Raw genomic sequence first — 17,592 nt, forward strand, 5'->3', positions numbered from 1 at the left:
CACGCACGGAGTCGGCGACTACCCGGCTGGCGCCGGTGGTCCAGCCGGCGGACGGCAACAATGTCCGTGCACGCCCGAGCCAACCGAGATCCTGGCAGCCCTGTCGTATACGTCCTGCACATGGCCGCCGGTCAGATACGTGTCCGCGACCGGTGTGAGCGCCTGCCCCGCCGCCAGCGTGGTCCGCGGGCCGGCGGTGCCGGCGGCCGCAGCGAAGCGGGTCTTGAACCGGTTCTGGATCGTCGGGTTGGACGACAGGCTCGGGCAGGACCACTCCGGTTGCGTACCCCAGCTGTAGGCGTCGTCGAACACCGGCGACGGCACGAGGCTGTCCCAGCGCGCGAAGATCTGGTCCAGCTCCGCGCCGGTCGGCATCCGCCACTTGCGATGGTCGGCGGGGATGCTTGCGCAGGTCTGCCCGAACGCCTGGAACACCGGCACGATCGCGCTGGCCGGGGTGCCGTTGGCGATGGTCTGCCGCACCGCCTGGTCGATGAGGGAGTACTCGCACGCCTCGCCGATACGGCAGGGATACGGGTCCAGCCCGATGAGGTCGACGCCGGACCTGGCCGGTGCCAGCTCCGGCGGGGCGGCCTCGCCGTCGCCGCCGCCGGAGGCGACGAAGGACAACTGCCGGCCACCGGTACGCGACCGGATCGCGGCCGCCCGCCGCTTGAGCAGGTCGATCAGGGTCGGGCAGGCGTCCAGATCGGGCTCGTCCCACAGGTACCAGCCGAAGACCTTGTCGCTGCCGGCGAGGTCGTCGACCAGCGCGTTGAACTCGCTGTCGGTGTACTCGGAGGTACACGTCGAGTTGTCGCCGCCGACCCAGACCAGGGCCCTGTGGCCGGCCGGCAGGGCTGCCACGTCCTCGGGGTACGGACCGAGGTCCCAGAGGTTGAAACCTACCCCCTTCGGCCCCGAGCTGTAGCCGACGTTGTTCGTGTAGTGCAGGGTGGTGCCGGCCAGCGGCACGTCCGCGGCGGCGACCGGGGTCGTGTCGGCGGCAGCGGTGGTGGCCGGCGGTACCGCCAGCAGCAGGGCGGCGAGGGCGGCCCTGGCCAGATTTCGCATGGCGCTCCAGAGGTATCGTCCGGACAGGGGGGTTCAGGCGCCCATACCGGCGCGGATCTCGTAGACGTAGCTCAGGTAACTGGGTGCCTGATCGCATTCGCGGAACGACGCGCCCGGGCCGCTCCAGCACCGCGCACAGTTTCGGCAGATCCGAAAGCGGCGACGCCCGGTCACCGAGTGGCTCAGCAGGTATCCCAACTGCTCCAGGAGCCGTGGAGGTTGAAGCGGCACCAGCTCCAGTTGTCCGTGCCGATGGTGCGCACGCCGTAGTACCCGGTGTCCGTGACGAAGTAGGCCCCGTTCGGGGTCGCCTTCCTGGCCTTGCCGCCGAGGCTCTTCCAGCCGCCGCTACCGGGCCAGATGTGGAAGACGGCGTAGTTGGTTCCGATGACGAAGTACTCGTTGCTGCCGTTGGAGTGCGTTACGTAGAACCATTCGAACTCGCAGATACGGTAGCCGGTGTAGCCGTACACCGTGGTGGCGCAGCTCGACAGGGTCGTCGCGCCGCCGTCCGGCGAGGCGTCCCGGGCGGCGGACCCGGCGGCGGTGCGCGTCCCGGGCATGACCACGACGCGGACGACATCGGACGTGGCAACGTCGGACGTGGCAACGTCGGCCCGCGACGGGCCCGCCTGCACGGCCGCCGGCGCCGAAGCCAGGCTCGTCGCACCAACCAGCGCACCGATCACGAGCGCGCAGCGGACCTTCCGGCCGAATGCCGGCTCCATTGTTCGCACCTTGATCTCCTCTCGGCGGGAAACAACGCGGTCGCGGCAAAGCCTTGCAGCACGGCGCACAGATTCCGCACATGCGCCGTGCGACCGCCGAGTCCGTTGACACCCGCCAGCACCCTCCGGCCGAACGCCCTGATCTTCCTATCAGCCGGACCCCTGGCGGCGCTCACACCGCGGTCGCTGTGCACGCCGGCAGGGCGGCCGAGAGTCGTGTGCTCGGCACGGCTAGCTGACCCGGCGCTGGACGCGCCACAGACCGAATGCCGCGAGCAGCGCACTGATGCCGAGATACAGCGCTAGCTCGATCCATTGGAATAGCCAGAATCGCTGGTTGGGGTGGTAGGCCAGGTCGACATGGAGGTCAAGCTTGCCGAGGCATACTGCGGTGTCACCGAACGTGCCGCTCGCGCCGGTCTTCGGGGCGTTGTCGAGACAGTCGTTGAAGGCGGCGTCGGAGAGTTGTCGGCCGTCAGCGGTCCGGAGCTTGCTGGTGTTTGTGACCCAGGCGTCAGGTATCGCTATCCCTCCGATGGCCGGCCCGCCGGTGATGCTGCCCAGCGACCGGGCCTGGTTGATGGCGTCGGCGCTCATCGCTACGCTGCCCCGCTCGGCGGGCAGATAGTGCGGTCGTAGCAGGTTGGGTACGGCGAACTGCACCGCGATCACGGTCAGGAAGACCATCGCCATCGCCGGTAGGGTACGACGCAGCAGCAGCCCGGCGACGGCGCCGAACGTGAAACCGAAGACGGCGTACCCGATGGGCGCGATACCGCGCGCTCCGAACAGGAGGCCGCTGAACCGGTCATTGGTGACCTGGTCGACCGGGCCCGCCGCCCACGTCAACAGCGCGCTGAGCGTACCGGCGACGGCCATGCTGGCGAGGCCGAGCACCGTCAGCTTGACCACGAGCCAGCGTCGGCGTGGCACGCTTTGGTTCCACACCAGTCGATAGGTGCCAGTCTCCAGTTCCCGGGCGACGAGCGGCGCGCCCCAGAACGCCCCGATGAGGGCGGATACCAGGCCGAAACCGGTGGCCAGGAACAGCATCGTCTGCCCGTACTGGCCCGGAAGCTGGGACGTGTCACGCACGGCGCGGATTTCTCCGCCGAGATTGATCAGGTAGGTGGCGGCCAGGGCCAAGAGGATCGCGCCGACGAGCGCCTGGATACGGAACTGCCGCAGGCTCAACCGGATCATCGGGCCACCGCAGTCGCACCGGACGCGACAACCGTCGAGGCGGCTCGCGACATGTAGGCGAGGACCAGCTCCTCCAGCGTCACCGGCTCGGCGTGCCGCACCGGCGCACCGTGCCGTACCGGCGCGTCGCCCCGGACCAGGACGCGGCCGTGCTCCGCCCAGATGACCTCGACCCCGGCGGGCATCGTGGCCGGATCGCCGGTGATCCGGTGGTGCGAGGCGAGCAGATCCGGTACCGGGCCGGCGACCTGGACACGCGAGTCGCAGAGTACGACGAGGTAGTCACAGACTTGCTCGACATCGCTCAACAGGTGCGAGGAGAGCACAGCACTGGCGCCGAGTTCCGTCACGAACTCCACGAGGCTGCGCATGAAGCCCCGGCGCGCCAGGGGATCCAGTGCGGCAGCGGGCTCGTCGAAGATGAGCAACTCGGGTCGCTTCGCGGCGGCGATGGTCATCGCGAGCTGCGCGCGCTGGCCGCCGGAGAGCCGGCCCGCCTTCTGCGCGGGGTCGAGCCCGACCTCCGCGATCCGCCGGTTGGCCAGCGCGGAGTCCCAGGAGGGATTCAGCCATCCGCCCATCTTCAGGTGGTCTGCGACGCTGAACGAGGCGTACACCGGGGTGTCCTGGGCGACGAAGCCGACCCGGGCGAGGTGCGCGGCATTGGCGGCCGGCTCGGACCCGAGGATGGACAACGTGCCCGAGGTCGGCCGGATCAGGCCGCAGGCCAGTTGCAGGAGGGTGGACTTGCCGGCACCGTTCGGGCCGACGAGTCCGACGACGTGCCCACGCGGGATCCTCAGCTCGCAGTCGGCCAACGCTGTTCGGCGGCCGTACCGCTTGGTCAGCCGCTCGGCGTGCAGGACGAGTGGTGTTTGCATGCGGCCAATCCTGCGAACGGCGGGCGCGCCCGCCATCGGTCGAAAGCAGGGGCTGCCCGCGCCGACGACCCTACTTTTGGCCGGTTCGCTCTGGCCGGCGCTTTCCTAGCGTCCTCGGCATGGACACGACACACCGAACGGCGATGAACGCCATACTGGGGCTGGTCTTCCTTACCGGGCTCGGGCTCACGGCGTATCTGATCGCGGTCAGTTGGGGCGGGCTCTACTGGCTGTTCGACTGCGTGGCCGGGGTGTTGGCCGGGACACTGGCGCTGCTGCGCGGGCCGCGGCGGAGCTGGCCGGTGGCGTGCGGAATCGCGGTCGCGGCGGTGGCCACCGTGGTGGCCCGGGTCGCCGACCTGCCGCAGGAGCCGGGACCGGTCACCGCGCTCGCCCTGGCTGTCCTGGTCGGCTCGGGGATCCGGACGCTGCCGGGGCGCCGGGCCGCGGCCGTCGCGGCGGGCGGGTTCGCGGTGGTGGTGGGTACCTGGCTGACCGCACTTCCGGACGCTGCCGGCTTCACTGCGGTAACCAGCGTGAACATCGCCGCCTGGTTGGTCGCCGTGCTGCTCGGGATCGGTCTTCGGGTCTCCGCGCGGGCCTCGTAACGTGGCTCGGATGCGCATCTGGAACCGGCTGTTCGGGGTCGCGGCCACGGCGGGACTCGCCGTGGTCTTCCTCGCCCTGATCGGCATTGAGGCCGTGGCGATCGCCCAGACCTGGGGCGCCCGGTACTGGCTCGCGGGCGGGGCGGCCGCCGTCGTGGTCTGTGCGCTGGCGGTGGTACGGCGACGGCAGCGGGTCTGGACGGCTGTCGCCGGTCTCGGGATCGCCGGTCTGGCCATCGTGGCGGCCCGAGTGTTCCACCTCCCGACCGAGCCGGGACCGGCAATGGCGCTGGCTCTCGCCGTACTCGTCGGGTCGGCGGTGCGCGCGCTGCCTCCCGTACCGGCTGGTGTGCTCGCTGCCGGCGGGCTCGCGGTGGTCAGCGGTGCCTACCTCGCCGCCCGGCCCCAGTCCTCGGGCGCCTCGGGAGTCGTGGCGCAGAACGCCGCAACCTGGCTCTGCGCGGTCGCGGTCGGGCTAGCGCTGCGCCTGCTGGACAACCGGGCGGCGGCCACCGCCGAGAAGGTACGCCGAGAGGAGCGGCTGGAGCTGGCCCGGGAACTGCACGACGTGGTGGCCCACCACATCACCGGCATGCTGATCCAGGCGCAGGCCGCCCACCTCGTCGTGCGTAAGAACCCGGGGCAGGTGGCCGAGTCGTTGACCGGGATCGAGGCCGCCGGCGCCGAGGCGCTGCGCGCGATGCGCCGCGTGGTCGGGCTGCTACGCGATGCCGAGGACGCGCCGCCCGCCTCGGCCGGGCCGGAACAGCTCGGCATCCTCGTCGAGCGCTTCAGCCGGCAGGGCCCGCCGGTGTGCCTACAGGTACCCGAGGAGCACGCGGCATGGCCGCCGGAGGTGAGCAGCACGGTGTACCGGATCGTGCGGGAGGCGCTGACGAACGTGGCCCGGCACGCCCCGCACGCCACCGGCGTCACCGTCACGGTCGCCGTCGACCAGAACACCTCCAGCGTCACGGTTGAGGTGGTCGACGACGCACCACCGGGCCCCGCCCGCGCCACCCACCGCGGCGGGTACGGCCTCATCGGCATGCGCGAACGCGTCGAAACCCTCGGCGGCACGCTCCACGCCGGTCCCCGCCCCGACGCCGGCTGGTCGGTCCGCGCCACGCTACCCATCCAGAACGGACGGTTATGACGATCCGGGTACTGCTCGCCGACGACCAGGCGATGATCCGTAGTGGCCTGAAGCTCATCCTTGAGGACCAACCGGACATCACGGTCATCGCCGAGGCGTCAGACGGTGTCGACGCCACCGCCCAGGCCCGCCGGCTGCGCCCCGACGTCTGCCTGGTGGACATCCGGATGCCCCGGCTCGACGGCATCCAGGTGACCCGGGCACTCGCCGGACCCGGCGTACCCAACCCGATGCGAGTCATCGTGGTCACCACGTTCGACCTCGACGAGTACGTGTACGGGGCACTGCGCGGCGGCGCGGTCGGCTTCATCCTCAAGGACGCCGGCCCGGCCCTGCTCGTCGAGGCGGTACGCGCGGCCCACAACGGTGACGCGCTGGTCTCCCCGTCGGTCACCGTACGGCTGCTGCGCCACCTGACCAGGCCGGCACGGGAACCCGACAAGTCACTGCCGGCGTTGTCGGAACGCGAAATCGAGGTGGTACGGGAGATCGCACGCGGCCGTACCAACCTGGAGATCGGAGCCGAGCTGTTCATCTCCCTGAGTACGGTCAAGAGTCACGTCTCGACCATCCAGGCCAAGCTCGGCCTCCGCAACCGCACCGAGATCGCCGTCTGGGCCTGGGAGCATCGAATCGTCGAAACCGCTTGAACGGCAGCCAGCGCAGCGGTCCGGCGGCGGATGGAACTCGTGACCGGACATCCGGCCCGGAAGAGTGCTTTCAGTGCCCCCGGCGCACTTTCGGGCGTCCGGCAGTCAGGTGGCGGGTTCAGGGGAATCTCGGGGTCGCGTGCGTTCCGTCCGGCGGGCCGGGCCCGGCATACTGGGGCACCGGTGCCCCAGAGAAAGTGAGCCGTGGCCGCTGCGATAGACGGATACCTCGCCGAACTCGACCGTGCCCTGCGAGGGCCACGGCGGGTCAAGGCCGGGCTGCTCCGGGAGGCCCGGGACAGCCTGGTCGACGCGACCGAGGCGTACGCGGATCTCGGCCTGGCCCCCGAGGGCGCCGCGCGGCGCGCGGTCGACGACTTCGGTGAGGTCTCCCGGATCGCCCCCGGATACCAGGCCGAACTCGCGCTGGCCCAGGGCCGGCGGACGGCGCTGCTGGCCTTCGCCAGCCTCGTCGCGCAGCCGCCGATCTGGCACCTGGTCGCCTGGCAGGCGGCCGAGCCGGACCCGCTGCCCGGGCTGGCCGGGTTCCTCGACACACTGGTGAGCTGGCTGGGGACGCTGGCCGTGGTCGTCGCGCTGCTCGCCGTCTGGGCCTCCGGCACCGGGGTACGCCGACTCGGCACCAACCCCCGGCGCATCCGGCTCACCGGGATCTTCGCCTTCACCGTGGCGGCCACGTTCAGCACGACCGGCCTGCTGCTCGCGGCATGCAGCCCGATCACCGGCCCAATGGCCCTGGCCCGGTTGCCGATCGCGGTGGTCGTGCTGTTCCTGCCGATGCTTCTCGTGGCGCTGAACGGGGCACGCTGCCTCGCGACGGCACGCGCGGCAACGACCTCCCGCTGACCCACGCTCCCGCCGAGAATTCGCACCCCCGGGTAGATCCGTTTCGTCCAGGTCGGACGGGACGAACGGATTGGGCCGCCAGTCCCGTTCCGCGCCTCCGGTCGAGCCGTCGCCGCTTACGTAGTTATGCTACATGTAGATTGCTAACTCATCGACGAGCGGGACGCGCGGCGACCGGCCGGGCGGACCCGAGAACGCGAGGAGATCGACGATGCCGACCGAACCACCTCCTGCCGACCGGCCCGACGGCGGGCTGCCGGACCGCCCGGGCCGAGCCGCACCGCCCGGCCCCGGCATTTTCGCCCGGGTGGCCGGCTGGGCGTATCGGCGGCGGTGGGCCGCCCTGCTGAGCTGGGTCGTCGTGCTGGTCGGCCTCGCCGTGGCCGCCCAGGCGGTCGGGACGGACTACCACAACGACCACTCGCTGCCCGGCACCGAATCCCAGGCCGCCACCGACACGCTCCGGGAACACGGCTCCCGGCAGACGGCGGGCAGCTTCCAGATCGTCCTGCACGAGCCGGGCGGCATCGGCGCCGCCGAGGTCCGGCAGCGCGTCGAGCCGATGCTCGGCCAGGTACGCGGAATGGCCTCGGTGGCCGAGCTGACCAGCCCGTACGACGACCCGCGCGCCGTCTCCGCCGACGGCACCATCGGGTACGCCACCGTCACCCTGGACAAGCCCGCCGAGGAGGTGCCGGCCGAGGACGTACGGGCCGTCATCGAGACCGCCCAGGCAGCGGCCGGGGACGGGCTGCGGGTGGAGTTGGCCGGTGACCCGGTCCGGGCCGCCGAGGAGAGCGAGGGTGGCGCCGCCGAGGGCGCGGGCCTGCTGGCCGCACTGGTCATCCTGGTGATCCTCTTCGGTTCCCTGCTCGCCGCCGCACTGCCGATCGGGATCGCGATCTTCGCGGTGGGCAGTACGCTCAGCCTGGTCGTACTCGCCTCGCACGTCGCGACGGTCGCCGACTACACCGCCCCGCTGATGGCGCTGGTCGGGCTCGGCGTCGGCATCGACTACGCGCTGCTGGTCTTCTCCCGCTTCCGGTCGGAGCTGCTGCACGGCGCCGACCGGGCCACCGCCACCCGAATCGCGTTGGACAGCGCCGGCCGTACCGTCTTCTTCGCCGCCTGCACGGTGGTGATCGCCCTGCTCGGCCTCGTCGTCCTCGGCCTCGGCTCGCTCCAGGGCGTGGCCGTGGCGGTGGCGCTGACGGTGCTGGTCACGATGCTCGCCTCGCTGACCCTGCTCCCGGCGCTGCTGGCCATCGTCGGCGGTCGCGTCGAACGTGCCGTCCGGCGCCGCGCGCAGCGGGCGAAGCGGGCCGAGGGCGCGGTGTGGCGGCGCTGGTCCGGGTTCGTGCAGCGCCGGCCCTGGCTGGCCCTGCTGCTGCCCACCGCGCTGCTGGTGCTGCTCGCGGTGCCGGCTCTGGACATGCGGCTGGGCTTCGCCGACGCCGGCAGCGACGCGCCGACCTCGACCAGCCGGCAGGCGTACGACCTGATCTCGACCGGGTTCGGCCCGGGACAGAACGGACCACTGGTGGTGGTCGTCGAGGGCGGCCAGCCGGCCGCGACCGAGGTGAGCGGCGCACTCGCCGGAGTCGGCGGGGTCGCCTCGGTGACCCCGCCGTTCCCGGCACCCGACGGGCAACTGCACACCCTGCTGCTCTTCCCCACCTCCGCCCCGCAGGACGCGGCGACGATGGATCTGGTGGAGCGGCTGCGCACCGAGGTGTTGCCACCGGTGGAGCGGAGCACCGGGGTGCGGGTCTCGATCGGCGGCGGTACGGCGGCGGCGGTCGACTTCGCCGATGCGATCTCCGACCGGCTGCCGCTCTTCGTGGTCGTGGTGGTGGGCCTCTCCGCACTGCTGCTGGTACTCGTCTTCCGTTCCCTGCTCATCCCGGTCAAGGCGGCGATACTCAACCTGCTCAGTGTGGCCGCCGCCCTCGGCGTGATCACCTACGTCTTCCAGTACGGCAACCTGGGCGTCCAGCCCGGTCCCGTCGAGGCGTTCGTGCCCGTACTGATCTTCGCCATCGTCTTCGGGCTCTCGATGGACTACGAGGTCTTCCTGGTCTCCCGGATGCACGAGCACTGGGAACGGCACCGGGACGCCCCGGGCGCGATCCGGGAGGGCCTGGCCACCACCGGGCGGGTGGTGACGGCCGCCGCCGCCATCATGATCGTGGTCTTCAGTGCCTTCCTGTTCGACCCGGGCCGGATGCTGCAACAGTTCGGACTCGGCCTGGCGGTCGCGATCTTCGTGGACGGCTTCGTCATCCGCTGCCTGATCCTGCCCGCCGTGATGCAGCTCTTCGGCGCCCGCGCCTGGTGGCTGCCGTCCTGGCTGGGCCACTGGCTGCCCCGGGTCGCCCTCGAACGCCCCGAGTCGCCCGTCCCGGTCACCGCCGGAGCCGAGAGGTCCACTCTGGTCTGACGGTGGGTGGGTAGCGGCCGGGCGGCGGTCCGACCACGGATAGCGGCTGGGCGGCGGTTTGACCGCGGGGAGCGGCCGGGCGGCGGTTTGACCGCGGGGAGCGGCTGGGCGGCGGGGCTACGATCAGCGCGTGCGAGACCCGCTGACCATCGCCGTCGCCCAGCCGCGCTGCCTGGCGTACGACGTGCTGGCGAACGCGCGGAGCCACGCCGAGGCGGTCCGGGCGGGCCGGGTCCGGGTGGTGGTCTTTCCGGAGATGTCGCTCACCGGGTACGAGTTCGACGCACCCCCGGTCGACGCCGACGATCCACGGCTCGCCCCGATCGTGGCGGCCTGCGCGGAGACCGGTTCGCTGGCGCTGGTCGGCGCACCGGTTGCCGGCGACGCGGGACGGCGGCACATCGGCGTCCTCGCGGTGGACGGCGGCGGGGCCCGGGTGGCGTACCGGAAGATGTGGCTGGGCGGGGCCGAGCCGGAGCACTTCGTCCCGGGCGACGCCCCGGCGGTGGTCGAGGTCGCCGGCTGGCGGCTGGGGATCGCGGTCTGCAAGGACACCGGGGTACCCCGGCACGCGGCCGACACCGCCGCGCTCGGCATCGACGGGTACGTCGCGGGTGCGCTGGACTCGGCGGCGGAGTGGGGTGTGCAGGACGAGCGGGCCCGCCGGATCGCCGCCGAGCACGGGGTCTGGGTGGCGACCGCCAGCTTCGCCGGCCGTACCGGTGGCGGTTACACCGACGCCGCCGGACGGTCCAGGATCTGGGCTCGGGACGGCAGCGTGATCGCCGAGGCGGGGCCCGAGCCGGGTGCACTGGTCCGGGCGACCCTGACCTGACCGCAGCGGCTCACTCCGGGTCCGCCGGCCCTGCCGGCTCCACCGGGCCACGTAGCCTGACCGCGACGGCTCACACCGGGTCCGCCGGCTCCACCAGGCCACGCAGCACTATGTCGAGCCCGCCGTCGAACTCCTCGGTGGGCCCGATCCGCCGGGCGTACCGGGCGGTCTCGGTCAGGTGCGGAAACTCGTCGGGGGACAGTTCGGCGATGGCCCCGGTGCCCGCTCCGGCAAGCGCGCCCAGATGTTCGAGCTGGATCGCGCCGACGACATAGCTGAGCAGGCCGCGCAGCGCCACCACCCGGCGCCCGCCGTCGAGACCGGCCTCGGTCAGGATGCCCAGCACCGTCTCCGACCAGCGCAGCAGGCTCACCGAGGTGTGCCGGTGCGCGACGGTCAGCGGCACCACCGCCGGATGGGCCTCGACCGCCTTCCGGACCCGCTCGACCATGGTCCGGATCCGGTCCCGCCAGTCGGCCGGGCCGGGTGGCGGGGTGGGGTCGACGCCGCCGAACACCAACTCGACGACGAGGGCCTCCAGCTCGGCCCGGTCGGTCACGTACCGGTAGAGGCCCATGGTGCTCATCCGGAGCTCGGTCGCCACCGCCCGCATGGTGAGACCGGCGAGACCGGCGCGGTCGAGGACGGCGAGGGCGGCCGAGGCGAGCTGGTCGGGCGTGAGCGAGCGGGGACGGGGCATGGCACTTGACAGCGTACGGCATACGCCTACGATTTTACGAGTACGTTGTACGCCTACGAGGGGAGCTCCCGATGCGTACGCTCCGGCCGGTCGGAACCGACTCCGTCGTCCCCGCCCGCGAACTCACCCCGGTCACCGGTGCGCCGCTCCCGGTCCCCGATCCCGACCGTCTGGTGCACCTCCAGTTCCGCCGGTTCGCCGGCTGCCCGGTCTGCAACCTGCACCTGCGCTCGATCGTGGTCCGGCACGGCGAGATCGAGGCGGCCGGGGTACGCGAGGTGGTGGTCTTCCACTCCCCCGCCGACAAGCTGGCCGAACACGTCGCCGACCTGCCGTTCCCGGTGATCGCCGACCCGGACAAGCGGCTGTACGCGGAGTTCGGCGTCTCCTCGGCCCGCCGTGCCCTGTTCGACCCGCGCGCCTGGCTGCCGATCCTCCGGGCGGTGCTGCGCAGTTCCTGGGCGATCGTCCGGCGCCGTGAACGGCCTCCGGCGACCGTTCCGCATGGCGGGCGGTTCGGCCTGCCGGCCGACTTCCTGATCGGCCCCGACGGCCGGGTGCTGGCATCCCGGCACGGCGAACACGTCTACGACCAGTGGTCCGTCGACGAACTGCTGGACCTGGCCGCCCGGGCTCCCCGCCCCGCACCCGGCACCCGGTAGGACCCGCTACGGCCGCTCGGGGGCGGCGTTCCGGCCCCACCGCCGAGTTGCTCTCCCCCAGCCCGGTACGTGGAGCCGCACCGGGCGGCCGTGACCGGCTACGAGAAGCTCTGCGCCGAGCTGGGTGAGGAGCCGACCACCGTCGCGCTGGCCTGGCTGCTGTCCCGCCCCGGTGTCACCGCGCCGATCGTCGGGCCGAGATCGGCCGGCCAGCTCGACCTGGCGCTGCGGGCGGTGCGGACCACGCTCGACCCCGGCACCCTGGACCGGCTGGACGAACTGTTTCCGCCGGTCGGCTCGGGCGGACCGGGCCCGGAGGCGTGGGCCTGGTGAACCCGGGTCGACCGGCGTGTGCGGTCTGGCCGAGCGGCGACCCGCGCACCCCCGGCCGAGCGGCGACGCGGGGCGCCGGTCGACCGGGGCCGGCCGGGTCAGGCCCGCCGCGTTCCGCCGGCGGGTCGGCTCGGTTGGGTCGGCGGGCTCAGTCGGGCGGGAGCAGGCGTACCTGGCGGGTGGTGGCGGCCGGGTCGGTGAAGCCGAGCAGCCGGTCGGCCTCGGCCGCCACCTCGGCGCACTCTGCCGGGGTGAGCCGGCGCAGCGGGCGTACGGTCAGCACGGCGGCACCGTCGGCCCGGGAGACCGACCACATCGCCGCCACCGTGCCGTCGACCAGCACGGTGGGCGCCACCGCCGCACCGACGCAGACCTGCCGGCGCACCGGGTCGGTCATCATCCGGCTCCGGTCGGCGTACGCCAGCAGCGGCGCGTCGAACTCCGGCAGCAGCCGTACCGGGGCGGGCAGCTCGGCCGGGGGCAGCGGCGCGTCCGGCAGGTCGAACAGCTCCCGGCCGGACTCGTCGGCGTACACCCGCAGTTCGGGGCGCAGCCCGGCGAACACCTCGCGGAGCCCGGCCACCCCGGACCAGGCCCGGGCGTCGGCCACGGTCGCCGGCCCGAACGCCGCCAGATACCGCCGGACCAGCTCGCGCAGGCCCTCGGCCGTCGGCTCCGCCGCCACCCCGGTCCAGTCGGCCCGGGCGAACGGGGTGGCGCCGTAGGTGTTCCACGTGCCGCTCGGGGCCGGGTGCAGCAGGGGTTCCAGATACTGCACGGTCCAGCCGAGGGCGTTCGGCTCGAACTCCGGCCAGTGCCGGGCGAGCCGCCGGCCCAGTTCCGGCCGGGTCATGACCTGCCCGTCGGCGAGCAGCCGCCGCGCCTGCGCGGCAAGCGCGTCGAGGTCGAGGCCGACGGTACGGCTCCCGAAGGCGTTGCGCTGCACCCGGCGGAGCAGGGCCGCCAGGGCCGGTCGGACCAGCCGGAAGTCCGGCACCGACAGCAGGTGCTGGGTGGCCCGCATCAGGGTCGAGCGGACCAGGGTACGGTCCTCGATCGCCCGGGTCAGCTCGGCGACGGTGAAGCCGCGCAACCTGCTCCACAGCGCGAGGTACGGCGGGTTCGGGCTCTGCGCGTTGAGCCCGAGCAGCCGTTCGACGGCCGGGACGACCGGCAGCTCCACCCGGCGCAGCAGCAGTTGCCGGTGCAGCGTCGCCCGGCCCAGGGCTCGCGGGCCGAGTACCCGGATATTCGCCATGCCGGAACGCTAGCCGGCATTCCGGCCAGTTCCTGTCCTGATGTTGCCGCGGCCGGCGGTACCGCGCACGCCCGAGGTGCTGCCGTGCCGAGCGGGGTGCTCAGCTCGCCGGCCGAACGGACCGGCGGATCAGCCGGACGGGTGGCGACGAGCCGCTTTCCGGCGCCCGTGGCGGTGGGCGTAGCAGAGTCGAGCACGGGAAGCCGTCGACGGCATCACCTGCGACGACCCGTGCCGAAGGGAAGCGACAGCATGGCCAAGACATGGCTGATCACCGGAAGCTCCCGGGGTCTGGGCCGGGCGCTCAGCCAGGAGGTGCTGGACCGGGGCGACAACCTGCTCGCCACCGCCCGGCAGCCCGACCAGCTCGCCGACTTCGTCACCCGGTACGGCGACCAGGTGCGGCCGTACGCCCTCGACGTCACCGACCCGGCCGCCGCGCGGGCGGCGGTGCAGGCCGCGGTGGAGACCTTCGGCGGGCTGGACGTGGTGGCCAACAACGCCGGCTACGCCAACAGCGCGCCGATCGAGGAGATGCCGGAGGAGGACTTCCGGGCGCAGGTCGAGACGAACCTGTTCGGCGTCGTCAACGTCACCCGGGCGGCCCTGCCGATCCTGCGGGAGCGCCGCTCCGGGCACTTCCTCCAGTTCTCCTCGATCGGCGGGCGGGTCGGCGGCACGCCGGGGCTGGGTGCGTACCAGACCGCGAAGTTCGCCGTGGAGGGCTTCTCCGAGGTGCTGTACAACGAGGTCAAGCCGTTCGGCATCCGGGTCACCATCATCGAGCCCGGCGCCTTCCGGACCGACTGGGGCGGCTCGTCGATGCGGATGGCCGAGGTGGGCGAGGACTATCAGCAGACCGTCGGGCGGCTGCACGCGCTGCGCCGCGACATGGACGGCCAGCAGGCCGGTGACCCGGAACGGGCCGCCCGGGTGATCGCCGATCTCGTCGGGCTCGCCGTACCGCCGCTGCGGCTGCTACTCGGCTCCGACGCGCTGCGTCTCGCCGAGGAGTCGGCGCTGTCCCGCTCCCGGGAGACGACCGCCTGGGCCGACGTCAGCCGGAGCACCGACTACGACAGCAGCACCGACTTCGCGAAGACGCCGGTGGCGGCGATGCTCGCACCGCGCAGCCCGAACTGACCGCCGGGGGACCCGCCGGGCCCGGAGAAAACTGACGCCGACGGATGGCTTGCCATCCACAGGGGACGTACGCTCGGGCGACGCAAGTTCCACGACGAGCCCACCGGGCTCGGGGACGGGCCTACCATCCGCCGCCCGGGTCCGGCGCGGGCCGTCGACCCCTTTCGACGGCGGAAGGTCAGGAATGAGAACGAGACGCACCATCGCCGTGGCGTCCGCCACGGCGGTGCTCACCGTGCTGTCGCTGTCGCTGGCACCGGCGAGCCAGGCCGCGAACGCGCGCTATCCGCACCTCAACCCCGGGGGCCAGCCACGGCTGACCGAGCGGGTACCGGTCAACGTGGTGTTCCTCGGCTACGAGCCGAACCAGGTGTCCCGGTCGGCCTACCAGGCCGAGCTGCCGCGCGGCTACGAACCGGTGGTCCGGTCCCGGCTCCTCTACGACGTCCGGGAGAAGCTGGGCCTGCACTACACGTACGACTACCGGATCAGCTACGCCGACCGGCGGTACGAGGACCGGTTCTTCGGCGAACTCACCCGGCTGTCCCGGCCCGCCCCGTTGACCGCGCTCCAGGCGGATTACAACGCGCAGCAGCGCAACGTCCTCGACATCACCACGAACCACCACATCGACGCGCCGAGCGTCGAGCGGTGGCTGGCGAAGAACCCGCCGGCCGGGGTGGACACCCGGCGGAACACCGTCTTCTTCATCAACTGGTACGGGCGGTCCGACTTCCGGTTCCACGTCTACACCAAGACCGACGAGCCGGACCCGGACACCGGATACAACTTCGGCGTCGAGCGGGACAGCCGAAAAATCATCGCCTGGGGCGGCACCACCGCGCGGGACGAGGAGAACGGGCTCGGCTCCACCCACCGGATCTGGTTCCACGACCTCTCGGCCGGCCCGGAGTCCTGGACCTCCAACTGGAACGTGGACGAGCCGGACCTCGACGGCAACGGCGTCGAGGACTACCGGATGCCGCCGACCTGGGAATACACCGCCGGTGGCTACCGGGCGCCGGGCAAGCTCGCCGGCGACCTCGGCCTGATCACCCGGTACGTCGCGCTGAACCTGCTCTTCACCAGCTCGCCGCTCTATCCGGCGGAGCTGCCCACGGCCGCGCCCCCGCGCTCGATCAACCTGGACAGCAACGTCTACGAGGGCTGGCCGGGCGTGGACGCCTCGAAGACCTACGTCAAGCCGGACCTGCTCCTGGCCGAGCTGCGCGAACTGCGCTGGCGCAACAAGCTCGACTACGACAGCCAGGACCTGCCGTTGCGCGGCGAGGCCGAGCGCTGCTACCGGCTGGCGGTGGAGGAGGACGTCTCCTGCTATCCGGAGACCGGCTTCCCCGGCTTCGCCAACTTCTATCTGCAGAACCGCAAGGAGCTGGCGCGTACCCAGGACGACCAGGGCCGGGTCGACTACGAGTTGCCGATGTTCAGCTACGCGGTCCCGGAGGGCACCATCACCCCGGCCCTCGGCTTCGCCGACGACAACTACGTCGACGGCACCCAGACGTACGTCTTCGGGTTCATCTCGCCGGAGATCGTCGAAGCCGGGTACGGGCTGACCACGACGCTGATCCACGAGGTGGGGCACCACATCGGGATGAGCCACCCGCACGACGGCTACGACAGCACGTCCGGAGTGGACTACGCACCAGCCGACGAGTTTTACTTCGTGAACGCCGGTGACCAGACCAACTCGATGATGAGCTACATCGACCTGAACTGGGACTTCAGCCAGTTCGACCACGACAACAGCGACCGGTTCCTGACGGCCGCGTACAACGAGGCGGCCAACCGGCTCGCCGCGGAGGTGCTCGGCTCGCCCCGGTCGTACCGGGCCCGGGACGAGTTGGCGGCGGCGGACCGGCTGCTCGGCCGGGCCAAGGCGGCCCTGGCCAGCCACCAGTACGCCGCCGCGCACGCCTACGCCGATCAGGCGTACACCGAGGTGGTCGACGGCGCCCGCCAGGCGGGTGTGCCGACCGATCGGGTCGCCGCGCAGATGACGGCGGAGGCGAAGGCCGCCCGGACCAGTGTCGAGGCGGACCACCCGCACGAGTTCATCGACAGTCTCGACCCGGAGGGGCCGCGCAGCCAGCCCTGACGACCGAAGGGTGACGGCGGGCGGGCAGACCCGCCCGCCGTCCACCGACGCCCCGGCCGGCTGCCTGGTGCACGAAACCGGGTCGAGATGGCGACCCGGATCACGCAGGATGGCGGGGTGAGCAGGCGGCTGAGGGCGATCGCCCAGGAGACGGTGGCGGTGCTGGACCGGGGAACCTACCGGACCGAGCAGGGCGGGCAGGTGGCCATCGGCGACGAGGTGGCCCGGGCGGTGGCGGGCACCCGGCTGCACCTGCCCGACGAACTCCTGCCCGCGCCGGAGCCGCTGGCCGGCCCGCCCCGCATCGAGGTGACCGACGAATCCAGCCTGGCGGCGTGCCGGCGGCTCGACGGGGACCGGGCCTGCCTGGTCTTCGCCTCGGCCCGCAACCCCGGCGGTGGTTTTCTCAACGGCGCCCAGGCCCAGGAGGAGAGCATCGCCCGCGCCTCGGCGCTCTATCCGTGTCTCCGGGCCGCCGGGGACTTCTACCTCGCGCACCGGGCCGACCCGGATCTCGGCTACAGCGACCGGGTCGTCTACTCGCCGGGCGTACCCGTATTCCGGGACGACCACGGCGCTCCGCTGGCGGCGCCGTACCCGATCTCGTTCCTGACCTCGGCGGCGCCCAACCTCTCCGCGATGCGGCGCAACCAGCCCGACCGGGTCGCGGACGTCCCGGCCATCCTGCGTCGGCGGGCCGCCCGGGTGCTGGCGGTCGCCGCCGGGTACGGGCACCGGCAACTCGTGCTCGGCGCCTGGGGCTGCGGCGTCTTCGGCAACGACCCGTCGACCGTCGCGGCGGCGTTCGCCGAGGCGCTTCGGGAGAGTCCGTGGTTCGAGCGGGTGGTCTTCGCCGTACTGGACCGGGAGCGCGGCACGCCGACCCTCGCGGCGTTCCAGAAGGTCTTCCGCTGACCGGGTGTCGGTGACTCCAC

16 protein-coding genes and 1 pseudogene are annotated in these 17,592 nt (G+C 72.3%); 11 read left to right on the forward strand and 6 right to left on the reverse strand.

Annotated features, from left to right (window positions below; all coding sequences use genetic code 11):
• Nucleotides 1-18: 18 nt before the first annotated feature.
• The 4 genes from AAH979_RS26785 to AAH979_RS26800 form a co-directional block, all read right to left on the reverse strand.
• The gene (locus AAH979_RS26785; RefSeq protein ID WP_346260890.1) at nucleotides 19-1,074 is read right to left on the reverse strand and encodes a hypothetical protein; all 1,056 of its coding nucleotides are present in this window, start codon (nucleotides 1,072-1,074) and stop codon (nucleotides 19-21) included.
• Nucleotides 1,075-1,256: 182 nt separating this feature from the next.
• Nucleotides 1,257-1,802 (reverse strand): hypothetical protein, encoded by a 546-nt coding sequence (locus AAH979_RS26790; RefSeq protein ID WP_346260891.1) that lies wholly within the window; start codon nucleotides 1,800-1,802, stop codon nucleotides 1,257-1,259.
• A 231-nt stretch (nucleotides 1,803-2,033) separates the two neighbouring features.
• Nucleotides 2,034-3,005: a transmembrane transport protein gene (locus tag AAH979_RS26795; RefSeq protein WP_346260892.1), complete on the reverse strand. Its 972-nt coding sequence runs from the start codon at nucleotides 3,003-3,005 to the stop codon at nucleotides 2,034-2,036.
• The gene (locus AAH979_RS26800; RefSeq protein ID WP_346260893.1) at nucleotides 3,002-3,886 is read right to left on the reverse strand and encodes an ABC transporter ATP-binding protein; all 885 of its coding nucleotides are present in this window, start codon (nucleotides 3,884-3,886) and stop codon (nucleotides 3,002-3,004) included. Before AAH979_RS26800 ends, AAH979_RS26795 begins: the two co-directional genes overlap by 4 nt.
• Nucleotides 3,887-4,005: 119 nt before the next feature.
• On the opposite strand from AAH979_RS26800, the gene AAH979_RS26805 reads away from it, so the two are divergent.
• The 6 genes from AAH979_RS26805 to AAH979_RS26830 all read left to right on the forward strand — a co-directional run bounded on the left by AAH979_RS26805 (nucleotide 4,006) and on the right by AAH979_RS26830 (nucleotide 10,442).
• The gene (locus tag AAH979_RS26805; protein ID WP_346260894.1) at nucleotides 4,006-4,494 is read left to right on the forward strand and encodes a hypothetical protein; all 489 of its coding nucleotides are present in this window, start codon (nucleotides 4,006-4,008) and stop codon (nucleotides 4,492-4,494) included.
• A 10-nt stretch (nucleotides 4,495-4,504) separates the two neighbouring features.
• Complete coding sequence (locus AAH979_RS26810) at nucleotides 4,505-5,650, forward strand: sensor histidine kinase (RefSeq protein WP_346260895.1); 1,146 nt, start codon at nucleotides 4,505-4,507, stop codon at nucleotides 5,648-5,650.
• Nucleotides 5,647-6,300, forward strand: coding sequence for a response regulator transcription factor (locus tag AAH979_RS26815; RefSeq protein ID WP_346260896.1), 654 nt, complete (start codon nucleotides 5,647-5,649; stop codon nucleotides 6,298-6,300). The genes AAH979_RS26810 and AAH979_RS26815 overlap by 4 nt, the downstream gene beginning before the upstream one ends.
• 204 nt (nucleotides 6,301-6,504) lie before the next feature.
• Nucleotides 6,505-7,167, forward strand: a complete 663-nt coding sequence (locus AAH979_RS26820) for a permease prefix domain 1-containing protein (protein WP_346260897.1) — start codon at nucleotides 6,505-6,507, stop codon at nucleotides 7,165-7,167.
• Nucleotides 7,168-7,378: 211 nt separating this feature from the next.
• Nucleotides 7,379-9,607: an MMPL family transporter gene (locus AAH979_RS26825; RefSeq protein ID WP_346260898.1), complete on the forward strand. Its 2,229-nt coding sequence runs from the start codon at nucleotides 7,379-7,381 to the stop codon at nucleotides 9,605-9,607.
• Nucleotides 9,608-9,737: 130 nt separating this feature from the next.
• A complete protein-coding gene (locus AAH979_RS26830) occupies nucleotides 9,738-10,442 on the forward strand; it encodes a carbon-nitrogen hydrolase family protein (protein ID WP_346260899.1) in 705 nt (234 codons plus the stop codon).
• A gap of 70 nt (nucleotides 10,443-10,512) precedes the next feature.
• On the opposite strand, the gene AAH979_RS26835 is transcribed toward AAH979_RS26830, so the two are convergent.
• Nucleotides 10,513-11,142, reverse strand: coding sequence for a TetR/AcrR family transcriptional regulator C-terminal domain-containing protein (locus tag AAH979_RS26835; protein ID WP_346260900.1), 630 nt, complete (start codon nucleotides 11,140-11,142; stop codon nucleotides 10,513-10,515).
• Nucleotides 11,143-11,213: 71 nt separating this feature from the next.
• On the opposite strand from AAH979_RS26835, the gene AAH979_RS26840 reads away from it, so the two are divergent.
• Nucleotides 11,214-11,804 (forward strand): peroxiredoxin-like family protein, encoded by a 591-nt coding sequence (locus AAH979_RS26840; RefSeq protein ID WP_346260901.1) that lies wholly within the window; start codon nucleotides 11,214-11,216, stop codon nucleotides 11,802-11,804.
• An 87-nt stretch (nucleotides 11,805-11,891) separates the two neighbouring features.
• Nucleotides 11,892-12,137 (forward strand): annotated as a pseudogene (locus AAH979_RS26845) (aldo/keto reductase); the annotation flags it as partial.
• Between the two features lie 148 nt (nucleotides 12,138-12,285).
• Here the strand turns inward: AAH979_RS26845 and AAH979_RS26850 are convergent.
• Nucleotides 12,286-13,395 (reverse strand): winged helix DNA-binding domain-containing protein, encoded by a 1,110-nt coding sequence (locus tag AAH979_RS26850; RefSeq protein WP_346260902.1) that lies wholly within the window; start codon nucleotides 13,393-13,395, stop codon nucleotides 12,286-12,288.
• A gap of 252 nt (nucleotides 13,396-13,647) precedes the next feature.
• Between AAH979_RS26850 and AAH979_RS26855 the strand changes: the two genes are divergently transcribed.
• From AAH979_RS26855 to AAH979_RS26865, 3 genes are all read left to right on the forward strand, one after another.
• Nucleotides 13,648-14,538: an oxidoreductase gene (locus tag AAH979_RS26855; protein WP_346260903.1), complete on the forward strand. Its 891-nt coding sequence runs from the start codon at nucleotides 13,648-13,650 to the stop codon at nucleotides 14,536-14,538.
• A gap of 184 nt (nucleotides 14,539-14,722) precedes the next feature.
• The gene (locus AAH979_RS26860) at nucleotides 14,723-16,657 is read left to right on the forward strand and encodes a hypothetical protein (protein WP_346260904.1); all 1,935 of its coding nucleotides are present in this window, start codon (nucleotides 14,723-14,725) and stop codon (nucleotides 16,655-16,657) included.
• A 117-nt stretch (nucleotides 16,658-16,774) separates the two neighbouring features.
• Nucleotides 16,775-17,572 (forward strand): TIGR02452 family protein, encoded by a 798-nt coding sequence (locus AAH979_RS26865; RefSeq protein WP_346260905.1) that lies wholly within the window; start codon nucleotides 16,775-16,777, stop codon nucleotides 17,570-17,572.
• The last annotated feature ends 20 nt before the right edge of the window (nucleotides 17,573-17,592 follow it).

Origin of the sequence: Plantactinospora sp. ZYX-F-223 (genome assembly GCF_039649625.1) — a bacterium.
Lineage (GTDB): Bacteria > Actinomycetota > Actinomycetes > Mycobacteriales > Micromonosporaceae > Plantactinospora.

Coding starts and splice junctions, on each gene's coding strand:
- AAH979_RS26785 (WP_346260890.1), bottom strand. CDS start 1,074: ATGCGAAATCTGGCCAGGGCCGCCCTCGCCGCCCTGCTGCTGGCGGTA.
- AAH979_RS26790 (WP_346260891.1), bottom strand. CDS start 1,802: ATGGAGCCGGCATTCGGCCGGAAGGTCCGCTGCGCGCTCGTGATCGGT.
- AAH979_RS26795 (WP_346260892.1), bottom strand. CDS start 3,005: ATGATCCGGTTGAGCCTGCGGCAGTTCCGTATCCAGGCGCTCGTCGGC.
- AAH979_RS26800 (WP_346260893.1), bottom strand. CDS start 3,886: ATGCAAACACCACTCGTCCTGCACGCCGAGCGGCTGACCAAGCGGTAC.
- AAH979_RS26805 (WP_346260894.1), top strand. CDS start 4,006: ATGGACACGACACACCGAACGGCGATGAACGCCATACTGGGGCTGGTC.
- AAH979_RS26810 (WP_346260895.1), top strand. CDS start 4,505: ATGCGCATCTGGAACCGGCTGTTCGGGGTCGCGGCCACGGCGGGACTC.
- AAH979_RS26815 (WP_346260896.1), top strand. CDS start 5,647: ATGACGATCCGGGTACTGCTCGCCGACGACCAGGCGATGATCCGTAGT.
- AAH979_RS26825 (WP_346260898.1), top strand. CDS start 7,379: ATGCCGACCGAACCACCTCCTGCCGACCGGCCCGACGGCGGGCTGCCG.
- AAH979_RS26835 (WP_346260900.1), bottom strand. CDS start 11,142: ATGCCCCGTCCCCGCTCGCTCACGCCCGACCAGCTCGCCTCGGCCGCC.
- AAH979_RS26840 (WP_346260901.1), top strand. CDS start 11,214: ATGCGTACGCTCCGGCCGGTCGGAACCGACTCCGTCGTCCCCGCCCGC.
- AAH979_RS26850 (WP_346260902.1), bottom strand. CDS start 13,395: ATGGCGAATATCCGGGTACTCGGCCCGCGAGCCCTGGGCCGGGCGACG.
- AAH979_RS26855 (WP_346260903.1), top strand. CDS start 13,648: ATGGCCAAGACATGGCTGATCACCGGAAGCTCCCGGGGTCTGGGCCGG.
- AAH979_RS26860 (WP_346260904.1), top strand. CDS start 14,723: ATGAGAACGAGACGCACCATCGCCGTGGCGTCCGCCACGGCGGTGCTC.